General features: G+C 31.0%; 19 protein-coding genes and 1 pseudogene. 10 read left to right on the top strand and 10 right to left on the bottom strand.

Annotated features, from left to right (window positions below; all coding sequences use genetic code 11):
• Positions 1–6 precede the first annotated feature (6 nt).
• From CCORG_RS02305 to CCORG_RS09115, 4 genes and pseudogenes are all read left to right on the top strand, one after another.
• Complete coding sequence (locus CCORG_RS02305) at positions 7–1,101, top strand: CinA family protein (protein ID WP_025803045.1); 1,095 nt, start codon at positions 7–9, stop codon at positions 1,099–1,101.
• Positions 1,098–1,664 (top strand): hypothetical protein, encoded by a 567-nt coding sequence (locus CCORG_RS02300; RefSeq protein ID WP_025803046.1) that lies wholly within the window; start codon positions 1,098–1,100, stop codon positions 1,662–1,664. Before CCORG_RS02305 ends, CCORG_RS02300 begins: the two co-directional genes overlap by 4 nt.
• Entirely contained in the window at positions 1,664–2,098 is a 435-nt protein-coding gene (locus CCORG_RS02295; protein ID WP_025803047.1) for a hypothetical protein, read from the top strand. The genes CCORG_RS02300 and CCORG_RS02295 overlap by 1 nt, the downstream gene beginning before the upstream one ends.
• Positions 2,010–2,658: pseudogene (locus tag CCORG_RS09115) on the top strand (DUF3137 domain-containing protein). The gene CCORG_RS02295 and the pseudogene CCORG_RS09115 overlap by 89 nt, the downstream one beginning before the upstream one ends.
• On the opposite strand, the gene CCORG_RS02280 reads toward CCORG_RS09115, so the two are convergent.
• The 6 genes from CCORG_RS02280 to CCORG_RS02255 form a co-directional block, all read right to left on the bottom strand.
• A complete protein-coding gene (locus CCORG_RS02280) occupies positions 2,601–3,170 on the bottom strand; it encodes a ComF family protein (RefSeq protein WP_025803049.1) in 570 nt (189 codons plus the stop codon). The pseudogene CCORG_RS09115 and the gene CCORG_RS02280 sit on opposite strands and share 58 nt — an antisense overlap.
• 34 nt (positions 3,171–3,204) lie before the next feature.
• Positions 3,205–3,762, bottom strand: coding sequence for a YajG family lipoprotein (locus tag CCORG_RS02275; RefSeq protein ID WP_025803050.1), 558 nt, complete (start codon positions 3,760–3,762; stop codon positions 3,205–3,207).
• A 22-nt stretch (positions 3,763–3,784) separates the two neighbouring features.
• On the bottom strand, positions 3,785–3,931 hold the full coding sequence (locus CCORG_RS02270; RefSeq protein WP_172658539.1) for a hypothetical protein: 147 nt from the start codon (positions 3,929–3,931) through the stop codon (positions 3,785–3,787).
• Between the two features lie 143 nt (positions 3,932–4,074).
• Positions 4,075–4,758: a hypothetical protein gene (locus CCORG_RS02265; RefSeq protein ID WP_025803051.1), complete on the bottom strand. Its 684-nt coding sequence runs from the start codon at positions 4,756–4,758 to the stop codon at positions 4,075–4,077.
• 8 nt (positions 4,759–4,766) lie between these two features.
• Positions 4,767–5,375, bottom strand: a complete 609-nt coding sequence (locus tag CCORG_RS02260; RefSeq protein WP_025803052.1) for a hypothetical protein — start codon at positions 5,373–5,375, stop codon at positions 4,767–4,769.
• 7 nt (positions 5,376–5,382) lie between these two features.
• Positions 5,383–5,706, bottom strand: coding sequence for a TM2 domain-containing protein (locus CCORG_RS02255; RefSeq protein ID WP_025803053.1), 324 nt, complete (start codon positions 5,704–5,706; stop codon positions 5,383–5,385).
• 136 nt (positions 5,707–5,842) lie between these two features.
• On the opposite strand from CCORG_RS02255, the gene CCORG_RS02250 reads away from it, so the two are divergent.
• Entirely contained in the window at positions 5,843–6,040 is a 198-nt protein-coding gene (locus CCORG_RS02250) for a hypothetical protein (protein ID WP_025803054.1), read from the top strand.
• 276 nt (positions 6,041–6,316) lie between these two features.
• Here CCORG_RS02250 and lepA read toward each other — a convergent pair whose 3' ends face one another.
• Entirely contained in the window at positions 6,317–8,107 is a 1,791-nt protein-coding gene (lepA, locus tag CCORG_RS02245) for a translation elongation factor 4 (RefSeq protein ID WP_025803055.1), read from the bottom strand.
• A 142-nt stretch (positions 8,108–8,249) separates the two neighbouring features.
• On the opposite strand from lepA, the gene CCORG_RS02240 reads away from it, so the two are divergent.
• The 5 genes from CCORG_RS02240 to CCORG_RS02220 all read left to right on the top strand — a co-directional run bounded on the left by CCORG_RS02240 (position 8,250) and on the right by CCORG_RS02220 (position 17,840).
• The gene (locus CCORG_RS02240; protein ID WP_025803056.1) at positions 8,250–9,209 is read left to right on the top strand and encodes an HlyD family secretion protein; all 960 of its coding nucleotides are present in this window, start codon (positions 8,250–8,252) and stop codon (positions 9,207–9,209) included.
• Positions 9,206–10,819, top strand: coding sequence for an ATP-binding cassette domain-containing protein (locus CCORG_RS02235; RefSeq protein WP_025803057.1), 1,614 nt, complete (start codon positions 9,206–9,208; stop codon positions 10,817–10,819). The genes CCORG_RS02240 and CCORG_RS02235 overlap by 4 nt, the downstream gene beginning before the upstream one ends.
• On the top strand, positions 10,812–11,879 hold the full coding sequence (locus CCORG_RS02230; protein WP_025803058.1) for an ABC transporter permease: 1,068 nt from the start codon (positions 10,812–10,814) through the stop codon (positions 11,877–11,879). The genes CCORG_RS02235 and CCORG_RS02230 overlap by 8 nt, the downstream gene beginning before the upstream one ends.
• The gene (locus CCORG_RS02225; RefSeq protein ID WP_025803059.1) at positions 11,876–12,934 is read left to right on the top strand and encodes an ABC transporter permease; all 1,059 of its coding nucleotides are present in this window, start codon (positions 11,876–11,878) and stop codon (positions 12,932–12,934) included. The genes CCORG_RS02230 and CCORG_RS02225 overlap by 4 nt, the downstream gene beginning before the upstream one ends.
• Before the next feature lie 148 nt (positions 12,935–13,082).
• Positions 13,083–17,840 (top strand): RecQ family ATP-dependent DNA helicase, encoded by a 4,758-nt coding sequence (locus tag CCORG_RS02220; protein ID WP_025803060.1) that lies wholly within the window; start codon positions 13,083–13,085, stop codon positions 17,838–17,840.
• Here CCORG_RS02220 and CCORG_RS02215 read toward each other — a convergent pair.
• Genes CCORG_RS02215 through CCORG_RS02205 form a run of 3 tightly spaced genes read right to left on the bottom strand, consistent with a single transcriptional unit; the run spans position 17,833 to position 20,440 of the window.
• Positions 17,833–18,768 (bottom strand): ribose-phosphate pyrophosphokinase, encoded by a 936-nt coding sequence (locus tag CCORG_RS02215; RefSeq protein ID WP_025803061.1) that lies wholly within the window; start codon positions 18,766–18,768, stop codon positions 17,833–17,835. The two genes, CCORG_RS02220 and CCORG_RS02215, sit on opposite strands and share 8 nt — an antisense overlap.
• A gap of 50 nt (positions 18,769–18,818) precedes the next feature.
• Positions 18,819–19,853, bottom strand: coding sequence for a tRNA 2-thiouridine(34) synthase MnmA (gene mnmA, locus CCORG_RS02210; protein ID WP_025803062.1), 1,035 nt, complete (start codon positions 19,851–19,853; stop codon positions 18,819–18,821).
• Positions 19,850–20,440, bottom strand: coding sequence for an LOG family protein (locus CCORG_RS02205; protein ID WP_025803063.1), 591 nt, complete (start codon positions 20,438–20,440; stop codon positions 19,850–19,852). Before CCORG_RS02205 ends, mnmA begins: the two co-directional genes overlap by 4 nt.
• Positions 20,441–20,442: the final 2 nt, after the last annotated feature.

The following is a 20,442-nucleotide window of genomic DNA, read 5'->3' as shown; positions in this document are numbered from 1 at the left end:
TAAGGCATGCAAGAACTTATATTGATAATTGGCTCAGATATCAAGATAAATGGACCTTTTTTTAACTATATTTTAAAAGATTATGTGGAAAATTTTGGCTCTTTAGCTGATATAAAATTTATAGAAACAGGGGCTGAAATTTTTAAAATTTTAGAGAATTTAAGCCTTGAGTATGATAAAATCACCGCTTATGCAAGTAGTGAGAATTTTCCTTTGATAGCTAAGATTATCGCAAGTTTAACAAACGATATGCTTGAGATAAAAGATGGTTTTCTAACTCCAACTTTAGCTAAAAAAACATCCCAAAAAAGTTTTGTCATAACTCTAAATAAAGCTCTTATAAATTTAGTAGAAGCAAACCCGCTTGATAAACTTCCAAAGCTACTTTTAGATAAATCTGATGATTATACAAAATTTTATATATATGGTTTTGAGTATGAGAGCATAAAAGAGACCTTTGAAGAGTTAAGCAGCAAATTTGATATGGATATAGATATTACAAATTACTCAAAATTTATAGCTTTTGTTAAGGTTAAAGAGCGTAAATTTGGCGATATGAGTAGCTTTTTAGATGAGTGTAAAACTCTTTTTAAAAACAAAATCATCTTTAATAAAAATTTAGCAGAATTTGTAGTAACCATACTAAAACAAAAAGCTCAAAAGATAAGTTTTGCTGAGAGTTGTACTGCTGGGCTGATAGCATCTAAAATAGGTGAAATTTCAGGGGCAAGTGATGTATTTGATGGCTCAGTTGTCACTTATGCAAACCATATCAAAAACTCATGGCTTGGAGTTAGTGATGAAATTTTACAAGAAAACGGTGCAGTTAGCAAAGAGTGCGTTTTAAAGATGCTAGAAGGGGCTTTGAAAATGAGCGGGGCTGATTATGCTTTAGCAGTTAGCGGGGTAGCTGGTCCAACTGGCGGAAGTGATGAAAAGCCTGTAGGAACGGTCTTTATAGGAGCTATGAGAAGAGATAAAAATGTAATAGTAAAAAGATTTTTATTTAGTGGAGATAGAAATTATATAAGAGAAGAAAGCACAAATGTAGCTTTTAGCCTGCTTTTTGAGGTAGGAGAATTTTTTAAGGAGATAGAGTGAAAAGGTTTATACTATTTTTAGCAAGTGCTGTTTTTGCTTTTGGTTTAAATTTTAAAGATGCAAACCAAAGCGTAGATGAGCTATCTTATAAAAGCAAAGTTATGATTGGAGTTGTGGATAGTTTTTTGAAAAATAACGAGCCAAAAATGAAAGAACTTGAGGCAAATTTAACAAAAAGCTTGAGCGATTTAAACTCAAGCTTTAATGCTATAGGTGATGAGCTTGGAATTTTAGCTTTTGGGCTTATAAGTGCCATGAACTCGCAAATTAATAGTTCAAATTTAAACACCTTAAATACAAACGGTATGAGCAAATTTAGCCCTAAAAAAGATGATATAAAAGCCATCATAAATTTGGCTCCAAATTTGATAAATTTTGCTGAAATTAGTAAAAATGGCGATATTTTTGAGGTTGATATCTATACAAATGAGCCGATCTCAAAAGAGAGTTTTAATGATTTAGCTAAAAAAACAGCTGATATCATCCGCTCTACTCACGCTTCTAAAGAAAAAGTAAGAGTTTATGTTTTTAATGATTTTGTGAAATTTAGCGGACTATACTAATGAGTGAATTTGAAAAAGCTATAGATGAACCACTAAAATTAACAAAGCAAAAATTTAAAAAATATATTAAATTTTATAAATTTTTTATTTATTCGGGGTATTTTTTGATTTTTATCTTTGTTTATTTTCCACTAATAGCCTTTTTAAAAGGAAGCTTAGAGCTGTTTTATATCAGCATAGCTACATTTGTTATATTTTTAATAATCATTTTCATGCCAGCTATGTTTATCTGGGGAGACAAATACGAAGAATACTCGCTTTTTTTCAAAGAAAATTTTATAAAAGCGATAATTTTATACATTGATAACTCGTTTAAATATGACCCATTTGAAGGGATAAGTCAAGATGAATTTAACAAAAACACCCAGCTTAAAAGAGAATTTCTTTCTAGTGGGAAATTTGATAACTGGCGTAAAAGATGGCACTCATTTTAAGCTATCATTTGTAACAACCAAAAAAGAAGATGATGCAAATTCTCAAAGCACAATCCTAAATTTTGTACTATTTTTACTGGTTTTTGCACACGAAGAAGATGTTAAATTTAGCGGTTATGCCTTTATTTGTCAATTTTATAAAAATTTCAATTCTCACACAATTATAGCCAATAAAAATGATAAAAGTGTGAAATTTAGGTCAAACTATGATGTTTTAGATAACACTTTATTCAATAAAAATTTCAGAGTTTATAGCGATGATGCAGACAAGGTATATTTTAAGTCCAAATTTTATGGAAAAAATCTTAAATTTCAAACACTCTAGAAATATAAGCATATCTTTTATGGATAACAAATGTTACATTTTCTTAAATGGATTTAAGAATAAATTTTTACCAATATACAGTGTAGAGCCAAATTTAGATGATGCTAAAAATTTCCGTGATGAAATTTTAGAAATTTTGAGTTTAATAGATGAACTTAAACTCAACAGTCCTAGAATTTATGGCTTAGCATCAGCCAAAGTTAGTCCAAAAAGTACGCTAATTCCTGCTTTTTGACACACTTCAAAAGCTTCTTTCATCGTTAGTCCTGTTGTGATTAGATCATCAACTAAGATGACTGGTTTATCCACCTTTTTAAAAAGCTTGAAATTTCGTTTGTGTTTCTTTCTGTAACTAAGGCTTTGTCCGCTGTATTTAATATTTGACATAGCTTTTATCGTGTTAAAGCTTGGTTTTATCTCTTTGGATTTAAGAGAATTTGCAAGTATTGCCGTGTGAGAATATCCACTATTTATGCTATCATCAAGCGGTATGGCTAGGATTTTTTCGCCAAATTTAAACTCCTTAGCAAATTTAGAAAAACTAAGATTTGCCAAAGCTTTTAGTGTGAAAAGCCCATGCAGATGGTGTTTAGTGTGGATGATATGCTTGATATCTGAGTATTTATAAAAGTAATAAACCTTAAACCCAGCATCATCTCTAAAGCCAAGACTATGCTGGCTTAAAATTCGCGTACAGTCTGAACAAAATGTCCTTAAAGCAAAGCATCCACAACTTTGGCATCTCATAACTAGCCTAAATTTGGTTCAAATTCTTTTAAATTTATATAGAATTTTTTATCTGCTGGGCTGATTTTTTAACTATATCATTAAGCAAATTTTGCATAAATGGGCTAAACGCGCTACCTTTTTTCATAACTACAAACTCACTTTGCTTTTGAGATACTTGATTTTTGATAATTGTGTTACCTTTAGTAACAATAACCTCAACATTTGCACTAGCTTTTAGATTGTCTTTATCAAAACCTTCAAGCACTGCACTAAATTCTTTGATATCAAGCAAAACACTAGCATCAACTGACGGGTCTGCTTTAACGCTTATACCAATTGAGTTTAGCTCTTTAGTAATAGCATCTTTTAGCCATAAGGAAAGATCGTTTTCAAGAACTACATACTCCTTTATGCTGCCATCATTTGCCTTAATAACTCCTACTAAATTATCATTAGTTCTGCTATCTTTAACGCCTTCAATATAGACGCTTTTTAAGCTAGTTGAAACTTTTGGCATAGCGTTGTAACTATATAAATTTATTACATTATTTTTTGACTGACATCCTACAAAAAATAGAACTAAAATAAGTGGTAAAAGAGATCTTTTCATATTCTGCCCTATCCTTTTTGCCTTATCTGAATAAAAAGTAATATATAACATAAAACCAGCTCAAAAATCCGTGAATTATAGCCCATAAAATGCTTTTATTTGCTGACCAAGAAAGAGCTACTGCTACAACAGTTCCTAAAGAAAAACCGCCAATTCCTAAACCTTTCATCTTTTCTCCTTTTAATGATATGGTTTAATTATAACTGAAAAATGTTATATTTTGGTTATCAGTCTTAAAAGATGATAATTTATAGATGACGATTTTATTTAAAGTATAAGTGGTATTCTAACAGCTTAGGAGAAATCCTAAGCTTAGTAGTTTTTCATTAAAAATTCTTTTTTATCTATTGCTTCAAAGTCATACCAGTTTTCATCTATATTTGATGGTACTTTATAAAAAAATCCATACATTTGCACTAAACAGCTTTCGTCACTATTTAATTTGCTTCTAATAACCCCATTAGCATCAGGACCTATTAAAAAATCTTCTCCAGCAAAATTAAAAGCAGCATGTCCAACTATATTTCCTTTATCATCTTTATAGTATCCCGGCAATTCACCACACCAACCTTGACCATAATGATCTTCTGGAGTATTTGGTAAACCTATACAAATTCTGTAATCATCATTTTCTAGACCTTGATTTTCTAACGAATATTCTAAAGAATACCACTTTAAGAAGTCATGCGATATATTTTTTGGTTGATTTTTTGCTGGTTTTTTATCTCCAACATAGGTTTTAGACCATCCATTACCAGTCCATAAAAAATCTGGCATACAAACATCAAGTTTAAATATTTTTCCATCCTTTGCTCTTTGTAGTAAAAAATCTTGAAATTTACTAACATCTTCTTGCGTGTTTATATCCATTGTTAAGCTAATGACTTTTTCTTTTTGCAAATTAAACAAATCAGGAAAAAACACAGCCACAATTCCAACTGCTGTGATTATAAAACTAGTAATTGACCCAATTATAACTTTCTTTTCAAATTTCATCTTTATCCCTAAAATAAATCGTTAAACATATTGTCAAGTTCTTGCATTTCTCTATCAAAATCTTTCATATCTTTTTCAAATTCTTTATCTAATGCATCTAGTTCATCATCCATCTTGCCAACAAATACATCGCCCTCAAAGGTATTATTTAGTATTTCATTAAGATTTCCACTATTTTGATAGATGTATTCAAAAGTTCCTAGCATATCAAGATTTAAACTATCTAGATTATCTAAATTTAAGCCAACATATTCAAGGTTAAAATCACTAGAATTTACGCTAATTGAAAACTGAAAATCCATAAAAATAGAGCCAATTTTATTTACATCAATCTTTTGTTTTGTTATATGTCTTGCATTTTTTGAGTAGTATTTTATGATATCGTTTTGATATTGTTTTTTAATTTTACAATTTGCCTCTACGATATCTCTTCCATTATCACTTACAAATTCACTCCATTTTACACTATCGCAAACTTTCCATTTTTCTATGGCGTTTCCAACTGTGATACTGTCATTTAGCATCAAAACTCCATTTTTAACAAGGTCTATATTTCCACCACAACCACTAAAAAATAAAACTATAATTAAAAGTATAATTTTTGATAAATTTTTCATATTTTTCCTATAAAAAATGCTCTATTTTCTCAAAATTATCTTTTTTGATGCTAGGCATTATCAAAAACCAATCGATTATCGCCCAAATTCCAAGTCCACCAAACGTAATTAACTTTAAAATTCCAAGTAAAATTTTACCTTGATAAAATCTATCTATACCAAGTCCACCAAGCAGAATAGATAAAATAAGACCAATTATAGGATCTTTTAATTGAAGCATAGATATCGCTTCTATTTTATCGTTACTTGTATTTTCAAGTTTCTTTTTAAGAGCAAGTTGTAAACCAGTAGGAACTTTATCTTTAAGTTGTAAAAAAAGAGAACTTTCCATTTTTTATCCTTTTATTTAAAATATATTTTTGTATTATACGAAATAAAGTCTAAATTTAAAATAAATTTACGACTTATTATCGCTGTTAATATTTTATGACCTAAAAGATAAATTTACCGTAAAAAAGGGTAAATTTATGAAATACACTCAAAGAGATAAAGCAAGAATTTTAAGAGTTACAACTAGAACTTTGCAAAGATGGAAAATAACAAAACCGGAGTTATCGGCTATTATCGAGGCTAGTTTTATGCTTAGAGAAGCCATACAAGAAGATGAAGAGGCAAATAAAAAGATAAAAGAGATCATAAAAGAGGCAATTCCACCAAATAGTTAGTTCAAAATAATATCGTTACAAAAGCTTTTAAAAATTAAATAGAGCTTAATCGGGTATTCTTTATAAGTATTTGATTTTAGAAAACAAACTAACAAATTTAGTTATTTTTAAAATCAATATAAAAGTGTTTAAATTTATACTATAAATTGCTGTAATTTTTAATTAAACTTAAAAATTTAGCAAAATTTTTAAGTTTAATTTTGCTAAATTTTGATAGATTAAAACCTATTGCTCTTTTGTAACGCAAATTTTAACAAATGATATAATCACTCCTTCTTAATCAATCTTTAACACACTCAAAAACGCCTCACTTGGTAAATTTACCTTGCCGATTGATTTCATTCTTTTTTTACCCTCTTTTTGCTTTTCTAAAAGCTTTCTTTTTCTAGAAATATCACCACCATAACATTTTGCTGTTACATTTTTACCCATTGATTTAACCGTTTCACGCGCTATTATTTTATTTCCTATACTTGCTTGGATAGCCACTTCAAAAAGCTGTCTTGGAACGATCTCTTTCATAGCTTCAACTAACGCCCTACCCTTTGATAACGCCTTTTCTCTTGGTACTATGATAGATAAAGCGTCCACATTTTCTCCAGCGACTTTTATATCAAGCTTTATAAGATCGCCCTGTCTATATCCACATGGCTCATAGTCAAAACTAGCGTAACCTTTTGAGCAAGATTTTAATCTATCATAAAAATCCATAATTATCTCATTCATCGGTATATCATACTCCAAAAGCACCCTCTCAGGCGTGATATAGTCCATTTTTGTTTGAATTGCACGGCGGTTATTTACAAGAGTCATAATGTTACCTAAATACTCACTTGGAGTTATTATGGTTGATTTTACATATGGTTCTTTTACCATTTCTATCTCATTTACAGGCGGTAGTTCGCTTGGATTTTGAATTTCTAGTTTTTCGCCATCTGTTTTATAAACCTCATATGTTACCGTTGGTGCTGTTGCTATTAGATCAAGCCCAAATTCTCTCTCAAGCCTTTCTTTGATAACTTCCATATGAAGTAGTCCTAAAAACCCAACTCTAAAGCCAAAACCCAAAGCTGCCGATGTTTCAGGCTCATAACTTAGTGAGCTATCATTTAATTTTAGCTTATCAAGTGCATCTCTTAAATCTTCAAATTTATCCGTTTCTATTGGATAAATTCCTGCAAAAACAAATGATTTTGCTGGCTCAAACCCACCTATTGGCTCATTTGCTTTTTTTCGGTAGTTAGTTATAGTATCTCCAACTTGCACATCGCTAACTGTTTTAAGCCCTAAAACCACGATTCCAACCTCACCACTTGCTATCTCTTTTGTCTTAATCGGTGCAACTGGATTTGGATATAATAAATCAAGAACTTCATGTCTGCCATTTGTTCCCATTACTAAAACCTCATCGCTTTTTTTTATAACCCCATCATAAACTCTAACTAACGCTAAAGCCCCTAAATAATTATCAAACCAACTATCGTAAATTAACGCCTTTAAAGGCTTTTCATCATCAGTTTTAGGTGCTGGAATTCTAGTAATGATAGCTTTCATTAGCTCTTTTATGCCTATTCCAGTTTTTGCACTAACTTCTATTGCATCACTGCAATCAAGACCTATAATATGCTCAATCTCATCTTTAACTCGCTCTGGTTCTGCTGCTGGAAGGTCAATTTTGTTTAAAACTGGAATTATTTCAAGGTTATTTTCAAGTGCGATATAGACATTTGCGATGGTTTGAGCTTGAACTCCTTGAGCAGCATCAACTACTAGTAAAGCCCCTTCACAACTAGCCAAACTCCTACTAACTTCATAGCTAAAATCCACATGTCCTGGGGTGTCGATTAAATTTATAATGTATTTTTGATCGTCAAGTTCGTAGTTAAGACGGACACTTTGAGCCTTTATGGTAATTCCACGCTCTTTTTCAATGTCCATATTATCCATAACTTGAGCACTCATCTGTCTATCACTTACGCCCTGACACTCCTGAATTATGCGATCAGCCAAAGTGCTTTTTCCATGGTCAATGTGAGCGATGATGCTAAAATTTCGTATATTTTTCATATAATCCCTATAAAATTTCTAAAATAATCTTTTATTCTAGCAAAAAATTCTTAAATTTAATAGCTGCTAAATTTAAGCAAGGTTGCTAACTGCTTAACTATTAACATTTAATGCTATAATTACAAAAACCAAAGGAATTATTTTGAAAAAACTCATATTTGTAGCCGTTATAGTAGCCATAGCTGTGTTTGCTTTTTACAAAACAAAGCCGAAAGAAAACGAGCTGATATTTTATGGAAATATCGACACAGATACCACTATGCTTTCGTTTCGTTTTTTAGGAGAGATTGACTCGCTTTTAAAAGAAGAAGGTGAAAGTGTTAAAAAAGGCGAAGTCGTAGCCAAACTAAACGATGAGTATTTACAAAACGAACTAAAACGCCTAAATTCAGAGATAAAAATAAACGAAATAAAGCTAGAAAAACTTGTAGGCGGATATAGAAACGAAGAAATTTTAAAAGCTCAAGCTAATGTAAAAGTAGCCGAGGCAAATTTAGTAGATGCAAAGCAAAGTTTTGATAGGCAAGCAAAACTTTTACCATCAAAATCCACATCAAAAGAGATTTACGATAGAGCAAAAGCGGCCTTTGAAAGTGCTAAATCAAACCTAGAATACGCAAACGCAAACTATGAAATGGTAAAAAATGGCTACGAAGATGCTGATATAAAAGCTCAAAAAGAACTTATCAACTCGCTTAAAGTTTCACTTGAAAAGATAAATTTAGACATCAAAAACAGCACTCTTACTTCGCCACTTGATGGAGTAGTTCTTAAAAAACTAAAAGAGGTTGGAGAGATAGCATCACCAAATGAAAGAATTTATGAGATAGCTAAAAGTGGGGATTTTTGGGTTAGAGCTTACGCAGATGAGAGCTATCTTAGCGAAATTTCAGTTGGAACAAAAATGCTAATTTATACTGATTTAAGAAATGAGCCTTATGAGGGCGAGGTTAGTTTTATAGCAAGCGTGGCTGAATTTACACCTAAAAATGTAGAGACGATTGAACTAAGAAGTAGTTTAGTATACCGCTTTAAAGTTGATATAAAAAACGGCGATGACAGGCTAAAGCAAGGCATTCCCGTGCATTTAAAAATAAAATGATAAAAGCTTTAAATTTATCAAAATCTTTTAAAAATATACAAGCTTTAAAAAATATAAGCTTTAGCGTAAGTAGTGGTAAATTCATAGGTCTTGTAGGACCAGATGGTGCTGGTAAAACCACGCTTCTTAGGCTTTGTGCAGGACTTATGAGTAAAAGTAGTGGAGAGTTAGAAGTTCTTGGATTTTCCATGCCAAATCATAGCGAAAAGTTTTTATCAAACATCGGCTACATGCCTCAGACTTTTGGACTTTATGGGGAGCTGAGTTGTTATGAAAATTTGCGTCTTTATGCGGATTTAAAGCTTATTAATAATCCAAAAGAGAGAATAGATGAACTTTTAAATTTTGTAAATTTATATCAGTTTAAAGATAGACTTGCTAGAAATTTAAGTGGCGGAATGAAGCAAAAACTTGCAATTAGCGCAACGCTGCTTAAAAAACCAAAGCTTTTACTTCTTGATGAACCAGGAGTTGGAGTTGATCCAATAGCTAGAAAAGAGCTTTTTGGTATCGCTAAAAAACTTCAAACTGGGGGAACTACTATCATTTGGGCGACATCTTATCAAGACGAGGCTAGTTTGTGTGATGAAGTTATTATGCTAAATGAGGGAGAAATTTTACTTCACTCAAAGCCACAAGATGCTATAAATAGACTAAAAGGAAGGGTTTTTTTAATAAAAAGTAGTGATAAAAAAGCTGATCTTTTAAAATTTATGAATGATAGTGAAATTTTAAATGCCAGTGTGATCGGCGATGATATAAAACTAACTTTAAAAAAAGGCTCAAATTTTACTCTGCCAAAAGATCATAAGTTAGCAAATCCAAATTTTGAAGATGTTTTTTTAGATCTTGCTGGTCCTAGTAAAAAGATAAATTTAAATTTAAAAAATAGTGATCAAAATAGTAACGAAATAAGAATACAAGCTATTAATTTAACCAAAAAATTTGGCTCATTTACAGCAGCTGATAACATAAGCTTTGAAGTAAAAAGTGGTGAAATTTTTGGACTTTTAGGACCAAATGGAGCTGGAAAATCAACAACTTTTAAGATGCTTTGTGGGCTTATCCGCCCAACTAATGGAAAAGCCTTAGTTTTAGGGCAAAATATCTATAATGTAAAGCAAAATATTGGATATATGGCACAAAAATTTTCACTTTATGGTGAGTTGAGTGTGATTGAAAATCTTAAATTTTTCGCAGGAGTTTATCTAGCTAAAAAAGGTGCAATCCAAAGTGCCATTAAAAATTTTGAGTTTGAAAAATACCTAAATCAAAGAGTCAATGATCTATCCCTAGGCACAAAACAACGCTTAAGTCTAGCTTGCGCTACACTTCATAATCCAAAAGTGCTTTTTTTAGATGAGCCAACAAGCGGAGTTGATACAGCTACTAGAAGGGAGTTTTGGGGCTTTATCACAAGTTACGCAAAAGCTGGAGTTAGCATAATGGTAACAACTCATTTAATGGACGAAGCTGAGTTTTGTGATAATATAATGATTATTTATAAAGGCAAAGCAATAGCCACAAACTCATCAGCAAAGCTTAAAGAAATCAGCGCTAAAGATACAATGGAGGAAGCTTTTATAGAGCTTATTAAAAGTTATGATTAGAAGAATAAAAGCAGTTGCTATAAAAGAAACTATTGGAGTTTTTAGAGATGTTAGTTCTATACTAATCGCATTTGTAATGCCGATGATTTTACTTTTTTTGATGGGTTATGCTGTCTCGCTTGATCCTAAAAAGATAAATTACGCCGTTGTTAGCTACGAAAACTCAAAAATAGAAAAAAGCATTATTTCAAATTTTTTAGGCTCAAAATACTTTGACTTAGAAACTGGTAGAGATAAAAACGAAATGTTAAAAAAGCTTGATAGCGGATCCTTACAAGCTGTGCTTATATTAGATCCAAAATTTAGCACAAACTACAAAGCCTTGCTTTTAGTAGATGGAACTGAGCCAAACACAGCAGGTTATATAGCTAAATACACAGCTGATATTTTTAGCAAAAGTTTTGAAAATACGCCAAATTTGGAGATTAAATCAAGAATTTGGTTTAACGAAACAGCAAATAGTAGCTATTTTTTAATACCAGGATCCATTGCTGTTATTATGACTTTAATAGGCACTCTTCTAACTGCTTTGGTAATAGCTAGAGAGTGGGAAAGAGGAACTATGGAAGCACTTCTTTCAACGCCTGTTAGACTTAGTGAGATACTAATTGGTAAAACCATACCTTACTTTTTTTTATCACTAATATCAATGTTTATATGCTTTGTAGTGGCGTATTTTTGGTATGAAGTGCCGTTTCGCGGAAGTATTGGGATGCTTATTTTAATAAGCGTTTTTTATCTATTTCCAGCTTTAAGCATTGGATTACTTATTTCCACCATCGCTAAAAATCAATTCATCGCCTCAATGGCATCACTTATAGTTGGGTTTTTACCAGCGTTTCTTATATCAGGGGCTGTTTTTGAGATAGATGCTATGCCAAAGGCACTTCAGTATCTATCATACGCAATACATGCAAGATACTTTGTAAGCTCACTTCAAACTATATTTTTAGTTGGGGATTTATATGAAATTTTACTTTATGAAGTAGCTGGGATGATAGGCATTGGAATGGTGTTTATTTTCCTTGTTTCAAGGAGATTAAAAAGGAGTTTGGATTGAGATTAGCTGCACTTATTATAAAGGAATTTTTAGCTATTAAAAATGATAAAAAAAGCCTTTTTTTGATATTTGTTACACCTTTTATACAGCTTTTTATCTTTGCTTTTGCTATAAATTTGGATGTTAAAAACATTGATATTGCTGTTTTAAACCACAGCGGAAGCGATACTAGTTTAGAAATTTTAAGAAATTTCAAAGGCTCAAACTATGTAAGAACTATAAAAACAGTAAAAAGCATGGACGAAGCAAAGCATTTAATAGATAAAAAAGAGGTGATTGGAGTAGTTGTTTTTGGAGAAAATTTAGAAAATGATGGGGTTGGGATTTTTCTTGATGGAAGGCGTTCAAACAACGCTGGGATCACGCTAAACTACCTAAATAGCATCATACAAAATACGCTTAATAAAGAAGAAAACTCAAAGCTGATAATTAGAAATTTATACAACCCAAACTTAAATAACTACTGGTGGATACTTCCAAATATCTTTGGTGCCATAACGCTAACATCATCTATAATGCTTACAGCCATGAGTATAGCAAGAGAGCGTGAGATAGGCACTTTTGAGCAGATTTTAGTATCGCCACTTTCATCTTTAGAAATTCTCATTGGAAAGCTAATTCCGCCATTTTTAATAAGCATGATAATATCAACGCTTATGCTAGGAATTGTATTTTTTGGATTTAAAGTCCCACTTCTTGGACCTCTTTGGCTTTTATATCTTGGTGTGATGGCGTTTTTATTTAGCATATGTAGCATCGGACTTTTTATCTCAACGATATCATTTTCACAGCAACAAGCCACGCTTTATGCTTTTATATTTTTAATTCCGTCATTTTTACTTTCAGGTTTTGCCACAGCGGTGGATAATATGCCATCTTGGCTTATACCATTTACAGATTTTATATCACTTAAATTTTATCTATCATTTACTAAAGGTATTTTTCTAAAAGATATATCATTTTTTCAAAGCTTAGAGTATATTTTACCGATGATTGGACTTGGAGGGCTTTCATTTGTTATGGCGTGGCTACTTTTTAAAAAGCAAACTTCGTAAGATTTAGGTAAATTTTTATTTTGCTAATTTATCTGCACTAAATTTTTAGTATATTAGATTTATATAATTTTAATAAATTTATAAGCTTAAAAATCTTAAATATAGCCTAAATTATGATATAATCGAAACAACTAATAAAAGGCTAAATTTGGAAACAATTGCATTTGTAGATCTAGAAGTTGGAGTTATCTCAAAGCGTATTTATAAAATTGGTGCTAAATTTGACTTTCATGAAATAACTACAACCTCAATAGATGAGCTGTGTACTTTTTTTGATAGAGTTAAGCCTGAGTTTATTTGTGGACATAACTTTATAAATTTTGATAAGATTTTTTTATCAAACACCAAATTTAATCCGCACCTTAAAATCCCGATCATTGATACTCTTTATTTATCAATGCTGCTTTTTCCTTGCAAGAAAACCCATAAACTTTCTAAACCATACAAAACAGAGATAAATATAGAAAATCAACCACTTGGTGATGTTAAAGAAACACATGCTCTTTTTAGCTTTTTAGATGATAAATTCAGCTCTTTACCAGAAAATTTAAAACAAATTTATGCTAAACTTCTAAGCAAAAATGAGTATTTTAGTGGATATTTTCTTTATAAAAGTATAAATTTTACTAATATCAATATCTTTGAAAATATTAAAAACTTAGTTCATTGCAAAAGTGATGAATTTGAAATTTTAGAGCTTACAAATCCTTTAGAGCTAGCCTTTTGTATAGCTTTTTTATATACCGATAAAAAAGCATCTTTTTCATACGCCCTACTGCAAAAATATCCACTTATAGCTAAAATGCTAAAAATTTTAACCTACAAACAGCCAGATATTTATAAATTTAGTAAAAATGAGTTTGGGTTTGATACATTTAAGGAATTTGAACCAAATGATCCAACTCTTTTTAATGCTAAAATTTCACAAGCTGACATTATCAACTCAGCACTTAAAGATGAGAGTTTGTTAGCAGTTTTACCTACTGGTGGAGGTAAAACTTTTGTCTTTTTGCTTCCAGCTCTTATTAAAGCTAGTATCTATAAAGCACTAACTATAGTTATATCTCCTCTGCAAGCACTTATGAAAAATCACTGCGATAGCTTTAAAGAAAAAAATAATAATTTCTCTGTAAAAGCACTAAGTGGATATCTAAGCCCAGTTGAGCGTTCAAATATACTTACAGAAGTTGCAAATGGCACAGTTGATGTTTTATACATCGCTCCAGAAGCCCTTAGATCAAATAGTGTATTTAATGCTATAAAAAGGCGTATAATAGATAGATTTATAATAGATGAAGCTCACTGTTTTTCAGCTTGGGGGCATGATTTTAGACATGATTACTATTTCATAGCTCCAACCATCAAAGAACTAGAAAGCATCAATGAATTTCAACACAAAATTCCAGTATCATGCTTTACAGCAACTGCAAAACCTGAAGTTATAGATGATATAAAAAATTACTTTAAAGATTTTTTAAACTTAAACTTTTGTGAGTTTATCGCTTCAGCTATTCGCTCAAATCTTGATTACACAGCAATCAAACTAGACAAAAAAGAGGAAAAATTTGATACATTAGTTAAAGAAATTTTAAAAATTGGTAAAATTCCAACTATTATATACCTACCACAAAATGCACTTGGATGCAAAACACTAAGCCAAAAACTAAATGATGACGAAAGGCTAAGTGAGCTAAATTTAGTCATAGAGCCGTTTTATTCTAACCTCGATAATGACATAGAAAATGGTAGCAGAACAGGAAGAAATAAAAATGAAATTTTAGATGGCTTTATTAAAGATGAGATTAATATTGTTGTAGCAACAACTGCCTTTGGTATGGGCATAGATAAACCAAACATAGGAGCAGTTATTCACTATGAGCAATCTGATTCGCTTGAAAGTTATCTTCAAGAAAGTGGACGAGGAGCAAGAGATAAGAACATAAGAGCAATGTGCATCATAATCTATACATCAGATGAATTTAACCGCTCTTTTAATCACTTAAATAGAAATAAAGTAAGAAGAGCACAAATTCAAGCTGTTGTAAATTTCCTTAAAAAAAGAAAGCAAACCATAGTAAGAGTATCTTCAAAGGAGATAGCAAAAGGTATAGGTCTTAACCTAGATGAGCATGAAATAATTATAAAAACAGCTATTTTAGAGCTTGAAAAAGCTGGTATTATAAGGCGTCTTAGAGATAAAACGCAAATTTTTGCAACTTCAGTAAGCTCTAATATGGATGAAATTTCAAGTACAATAGAAGCAAAATATAAAACCCTTAAAGAACTTAAAGAAAAAATGATTCTTATAATGCAAAATATCATTCAAAGAAGTAAAAAAGAGCCTATTGAAATTTATGATTTAGCTGAAATTTTAGGCTTTAAAAAAGGTGAAGTTTTTGAGTCTTTAAACGCTTTACAAAGTGAAAATTTAATAGCCTTTGATGATCAAATTTCTATAAATATCAAAAACAAAATCAAAGCTGAGTTAAATGAGCATTTCTTAAAAGAGAGAGAAATTTTAAACTTTATTCTAAGTTTGCCAGAGTATCAAAAAAGTTTTAATGTTAAAGATATTTATGGAAAAGTTGCAAAAGAAGTAATTCAAAGTTGGACTCACCTTTCAAAACTTAAAACAAACTGTTTTAATGCTAGTTTTAAAGAAAACATTTGCACTTTTGAAATTTCAGATAAAAAAACTTTAAAAAAAATAGTTAATTGTAGAATTAATTTATGTGAGCATATAGTAGAAATGCTTAGAGTTGAGCTTGGAAACCAAAAAGAAGCAGAGATAGAAGTTGCACTAAATGATATAACAGGAGAGTTTAAATTTACTATAGATGGCATTCATCATACTATAGTTTATCTTAATGATATACTTGATAGCTTTGAGTTAAGGCGTGGAAGGCTGATTTATTATAAAGCGTTTTGCATAGAAAAGCTTGAACCACTTTTAAATGGTAGTGGTGTTATTTATAAAGATAAAGAGCACTATACAACACTTAAAAACTACTATGCAAGAAAAGTAGAAGCCCTTCATATACAGCTTAGATTTTTGGACATTGTAAAAAACAAGGATAATGAACTAGCTAATAACTTTATAAAAGACTACTTCAGTCTTGATTACTCTTTTTTCAAGAAGAAGTATAAGTTTGATGAAAAACTTATAAAACTACCACTTACAAAAGATAAATATGAAGAGATTTTATTTGACTTAAATAGCGAACAAAAAGCAGTATTTGATGATAAAAATAGTTCAGCAATCATGGTTTTAGCAGGTCCTGGAAGTGGCAAAACAAAAACTTTAGTTCATAAAATAGCATCTCTTATCACAGCAGAAGGAGCAAACCCAGAGTACTTTTTAATGTTAGCCCACTCAAGAGTTGCAGTTAATGAATTTAGACAAAGACTTAAAGATTTGGTGGGAGCTGAGATAATGAGTGGCATTAAAATAGTTACATTTCACGCTTTTGCTCTTGATCTTTTAGATAAGGGCGTTAAAAGTAGCGAGGAACTAAAAAACTGCATAAAAGATGCTACTAAGCTTTTAAAGGATAATAAAATAAATTTTCCATATCTTGAAATGATGGTTATTGATGAGTATCAAGATGTAGGAAAAGAAAGCTATGAATTTATAAAAGAAATTTATAAAAAAATGAGTAAAGATAGACGAATAATAGCAGTTGGAGATGATGATCAATGCATCAAAAACTTTGGTAATGATGCAGCAAATATAGAATTTATAGCAAAATTTAAGGATGATTTTAGTGAGTTGTTAGATGATAAAAATGAAATTTTTAACTCCTACTCGCTTATTACAAACTACAGAAGCATGGCAAATTTAGTGAAATTTGCAAATTCTTTTAGAAATGAGTTTAAACACAAACTTAAAGCCAAAGATCTTATATCTCATCAAAATGGCAATGCAGATATAACACTAACAAAATTTAGTAAAAATATTCCAAATTTGAGTAATCTTATAAAGCAAGATAAAAATAGATCCATAGCTATCTTAGCTAGAACAAACGATGAGGTTATATCAATTTACTCAAATCTTAAAGAAGCTGGCATAAAGGCTGATTATATAACTTCAAAAGATGGATTTAGGCTTGGTAATTTGGATGAACTTAGATTTTTTTATGATGAATTTTTGGTATTAAGCTTTGAAAAAGCATATCAAAAATTATGGCAAAAATTTAAAAACTCTAAAAATCTCGCCCTTGTCTCCTTAGTTATAGATAAATTCAAAAATGATAATGAAGAGTATTGGGAAAATCTAGAGTATATAAGAGCTAAATTTGGGGAGTATTTACACAGTATTGAGTTTGAAGAATTTGAAAAAACAACTCAAAAAGTTGTTGTTACAACTATACATAAATCAAAAGGCAAGGAATTTGACTCTGTATATATAGTAGCAAATTTTAAACCAAAAGATGAGTATGAAAAAAGACTTTTATATGTTGGTATAACTAGAGCAAAATCAGCTCTTCATATAATTTCAAATTTAGAAATTTTTGATAAATATAAAGAATTTTATACCGCTAAGTATGAAACTACAAACTTTGACAATGAAAGCAAAAAATTGGTTTTTATGATGGGTTTAAGTGATATTTTTATAGAAAATAGTGCTGCTACTAAAAACATTATAAAATCAAATTTAAAAGCTGGCGATTATGTAAAAGTTGTTAAAAAAAATAATAAAATCTTGCTTTTTAAAGACCGAAATTTAGTTGGACTTCTAGCAAGCAAAAATGGTAACAGAGTAAGTGATAAAATAGAAAAATTTCAACTCCTTGGATATAGTTTAGATGAAGAAGCACAAGTGGAATTTATAGTTAGAAGATATAGCGAAGATAACTCTTACTATCTAAATCCACTCTGCTTAATATCAATGAGTAAACTTAACTAAACAAACTATTCACGCTCTCATCGTGATAAACTCTTCTTATAACTTCGCCAAAAAGCGGTGCTACGCTTATGACTTTGATTTTATCGTGATTTTTTTCGCTATTTAGTGGTATCGTATCAGTTACGACAAGCTCGTCTAATGCACCATTTTCAAGATTTTCATACGCTTTACCACTTAAAACCGCATGGGTACAAAACGCCATCACGCTCGTTGCACCTCTTTCTTTAAACGCTTCAGCAGCTTTTATAAGAGTTCCACCAGTATCTATCATATCATCAACTAATATCACATCTTTACCATTTACATCACCGATGACATTCATAACTTCACTTTTATTTGCCTCTTCTCTTCTTTTATCGACGATAACCATATCAAGACCTAGCTTTTTAGCTAAGCTTCTAGCTCTTGCCACACCGCCTACATCAGGACTTGCGACAATTGGGCTTTTGAGATTTTTACTTTTTACATAATCATTAAAAACAATAGAGCCATATAAATTATCCACAGGCACATCAAAAAATCCCTGAATTTGTCCTGCGTGAAGATCCATCGTAACAACGCGGTTTATGCCTGCAGTTTGCATCATATTTGCCACAAGTTTTGCAGTAATTGGCACCCTTGGAGCAGCTTTTCTATCTTGCCTTGCATATCCAAAATAAGGAACAATAGCCGTTATAGAATTAGCTGAGCTTCTTTTGAGCGCGTCAGTTAGTATGAGCAGTTCCATTAAGTTAGTATTAGCTGGAGCACAAGTTGGCTGGATAACAAAAACATCTTTACCACGAACACTCTCGCCTATTTGAACAGAAATTTCACCATCGCTAAAACGCTTAATACTTGCTTCACTTAATGGCAAAGAGAGATATTTAGAGATTTTTTTAGAAAAATCAACATTTGCAGTACCTGAAAAGATCTTATAACCACGCATAATATACCTTATAAATTTAATTTTGGCTTATTTTATCAAAATTTATCTTTTTAGTTAATAAAACCACTTGCTATTACTCTATTTTGTTCATCATAAAATACCGCTAGCTGTCCTGAAGCAATGCCATAAACACTATCTTTTAAATTTACTTCTAGAAATTTATCGCCATTTTCATTTTTCAAAACCTTAGCCTTAGCCCCTACTTTTGGACTTCTATATCTTATCTTAACACTAGCTTCAAACTCACTACCCAAATTTATAAAATCATTTAAATTTTCAGTACTAAATTTTGTGCTTTTTAGATCATATTTTAACCCAACTGTTATTTCGTTTTTTTCTGGATTTATAGATGTTACAAAGTGTGGATCATGAGCACCATCTACAGTAAAACCCCGTCTTTTGCCAATAGTATAGTGCATATATCCATCGTGTTTTCCGATAATTTTTCCATCTTTATCTACTACATTTCCTGGAATTTTAGTGTTAATGTGTTGATTTAAAATATCAATATAGCTTTTATCAACAAAGCAAATTTCACTGCTTTCTTTTTGTTTTGCTATATTTGAAATTTCACTAAATTTTGAAATTTCAGCTTTTATGTCGCTTTTTAGTCTATCTCCAAGCAAAAATAGCATGTATTTTAAGGACTCTGGCTTTATATTAGCTAAAAAATAACTCTGGTCTTTACTCTCATCAAGAGAGACTTTAAGCAGACCATCTTCTACTCTTACATAATGCCCAGTAGCAAGCTTATCACAGCCTAAATTTAGAGCAAATTCAAGCATTTTTCCAAGCTTTATCTCACGATTACACATCGCACATGGATTTGGAGTTTTGCCACTTTTATAAATTTCAACAAAAGGGTCATAAACCTCTTTTTTAAACTCATCTCTTAGATCTAAAATTTCTGTTTTTATACCTAAAAACTCACCTACTGATCTAACATTTTGTATGTTTTTTTCGTGATATCCAGCCTTATCGTGAAGTACCATGTAACAACCTATTACTTCATGACCAGCTTCTTTTAGGGTTTTTGCTACATATGAACTATCCACACCGCCACTCATCGCAACCATTATTTTCATCTATTTTCCTTGATACTTTTATAAATTTCTTTCACTTGGTCGTGAAGCGAAAATATAGCTGTATCAACCTTAGAGATTGCTTTTTCTCTTACTAAAGAACTATGTAAAAACTCAATTAACGGCGTCCAAAACTCAACACCATATAGATAAATATGAGCATCTTTTATTCCATTTTGCACCAACACTAAAATTTCAAAAAGCTCATCCATAGTCCCATATCCACCAGGAAAAATCACAAAATTTTGAGAATTTTTAATAAGAGCGATTTTTCTAAGGGCTAAATTTGAAAACTCACTTTTATAAGTTGCAAACTCATTAACCTTTTGCTCATTTGGAAGGACGACATTTATAGCATAGCTCTCTTTTTTAGCGTCATATGCGCCTTTATTAGCAGCTTTCATTATCCCACCACCACCACCTGTGATGATAGTAAAATCATCATTTGCTAACATTTTAGCGAGTTCATATGCTTGTTTGGAGTAAAAATTATCATCATCAAACCTAGCAGAACCAAAAAATGTCACGCAGTTTTCTGGAAACATCAAATTTTTTGTTATTAAAGCATCACTTAGTAAACTCTCGTACAAAA

The organism is Campylobacter corcagiensis (assembly GCF_013201645.1).
Taxonomy (GTDB): Bacteria; Campylobacterota; Campylobacteria; order Campylobacterales; family Campylobacteraceae; genus Campylobacter_B; species Campylobacter_B corcagiensis.
The sequence above is the reverse complement of the archived record's forward strand: the minus strand, read 5'-3'. Positions and strand labels throughout refer to the sequence as shown.

What these genes read in the sequence shown, in the direction of transcription:
- CCORG_RS02280 (WP_025803049.1), bottom strand. Translation starts at nt 3,170, where the DNA reads ATGAGATGCCAAAGTTGTGGATGCTTTGCTTTAAGGACATTTTGTTCA.
- CCORG_RS02265 (WP_025803051.1), bottom strand. Translation starts at nt 4,758, where the DNA reads ATGAAATTTGAAAAGAAAGTTATAATTGGGTCAATTACTAGTTTTATA.
- CCORG_RS02270 (WP_172658539.1), bottom strand. Translation starts at nt 3,931, where the DNA reads ATGAAAGGTTTAGGAATTGGCGGTTTTTCTTTAGGAACTGTTGTAGCA.
- CCORG_RS02260 (WP_025803052.1), bottom strand. Translation starts at nt 5,375, where the DNA reads ATGAAAAATTTATCAAAAATTATACTTTTAATTATAGTTTTATTTTTT.
- CCORG_RS02250 (WP_025803054.1), top strand. Translation starts at nt 5,843, where the DNA reads ATGAAATACACTCAAAGAGATAAAGCAAGAATTTTAAGAGTTACAACT.
- CCORG_RS02295 (WP_025803047.1), top strand. Translation starts at nt 1,664, where the DNA reads ATGAGTGAATTTGAAAAAGCTATAGATGAACCACTAAAATTAACAAAG.
- CCORG_RS02235 (WP_025803057.1), top strand. Translation starts at nt 9,206, where the DNA reads ATGATAAAAGCTTTAAATTTATCAAAATCTTTTAAAAATATACAAGCT.
- lepA (WP_025803055.1), bottom strand. Translation starts at nt 8,107, where the DNA reads ATGAAAAATATACGAAATTTTAGCATCATCGCTCACATTGACCATGGA.
- CCORG_RS02230 (WP_025803058.1), top strand. Translation starts at nt 10,812, where the DNA reads ATGATTAGAAGAATAAAAGCAGTTGCTATAAAAGAAACTATTGGAGTT.
- mnmA (WP_025803062.1), bottom strand. Translation starts at nt 19,853, where the DNA reads ATGAAAATAATGGTTGCGATGAGTGGCGGTGTGGATAGTTCATATGTA.
- CCORG_RS02255 (WP_025803053.1), bottom strand. Translation starts at nt 5,706, where the DNA reads ATGGAAAGTTCTCTTTTTTTACAACTTAAAGATAAAGTTCCTACTGGT.
- CCORG_RS02215 (WP_025803061.1), bottom strand. Translation starts at nt 18,768, where the DNA reads ATGCGTGGTTATAAGATCTTTTCAGGTACTGCAAATGTTGATTTTTCT.
- CCORG_RS02305 (WP_025803045.1), top strand. Translation starts at nt 7, where the DNA reads ATGCAAGAACTTATATTGATAATTGGCTCAGATATCAAGATAAATGGA.
- CCORG_RS02275 (WP_025803050.1), bottom strand. Translation starts at nt 3,762, where the DNA reads ATGAAAAGATCTCTTTTACCACTTATTTTAGTTCTATTTTTTGTAGGA.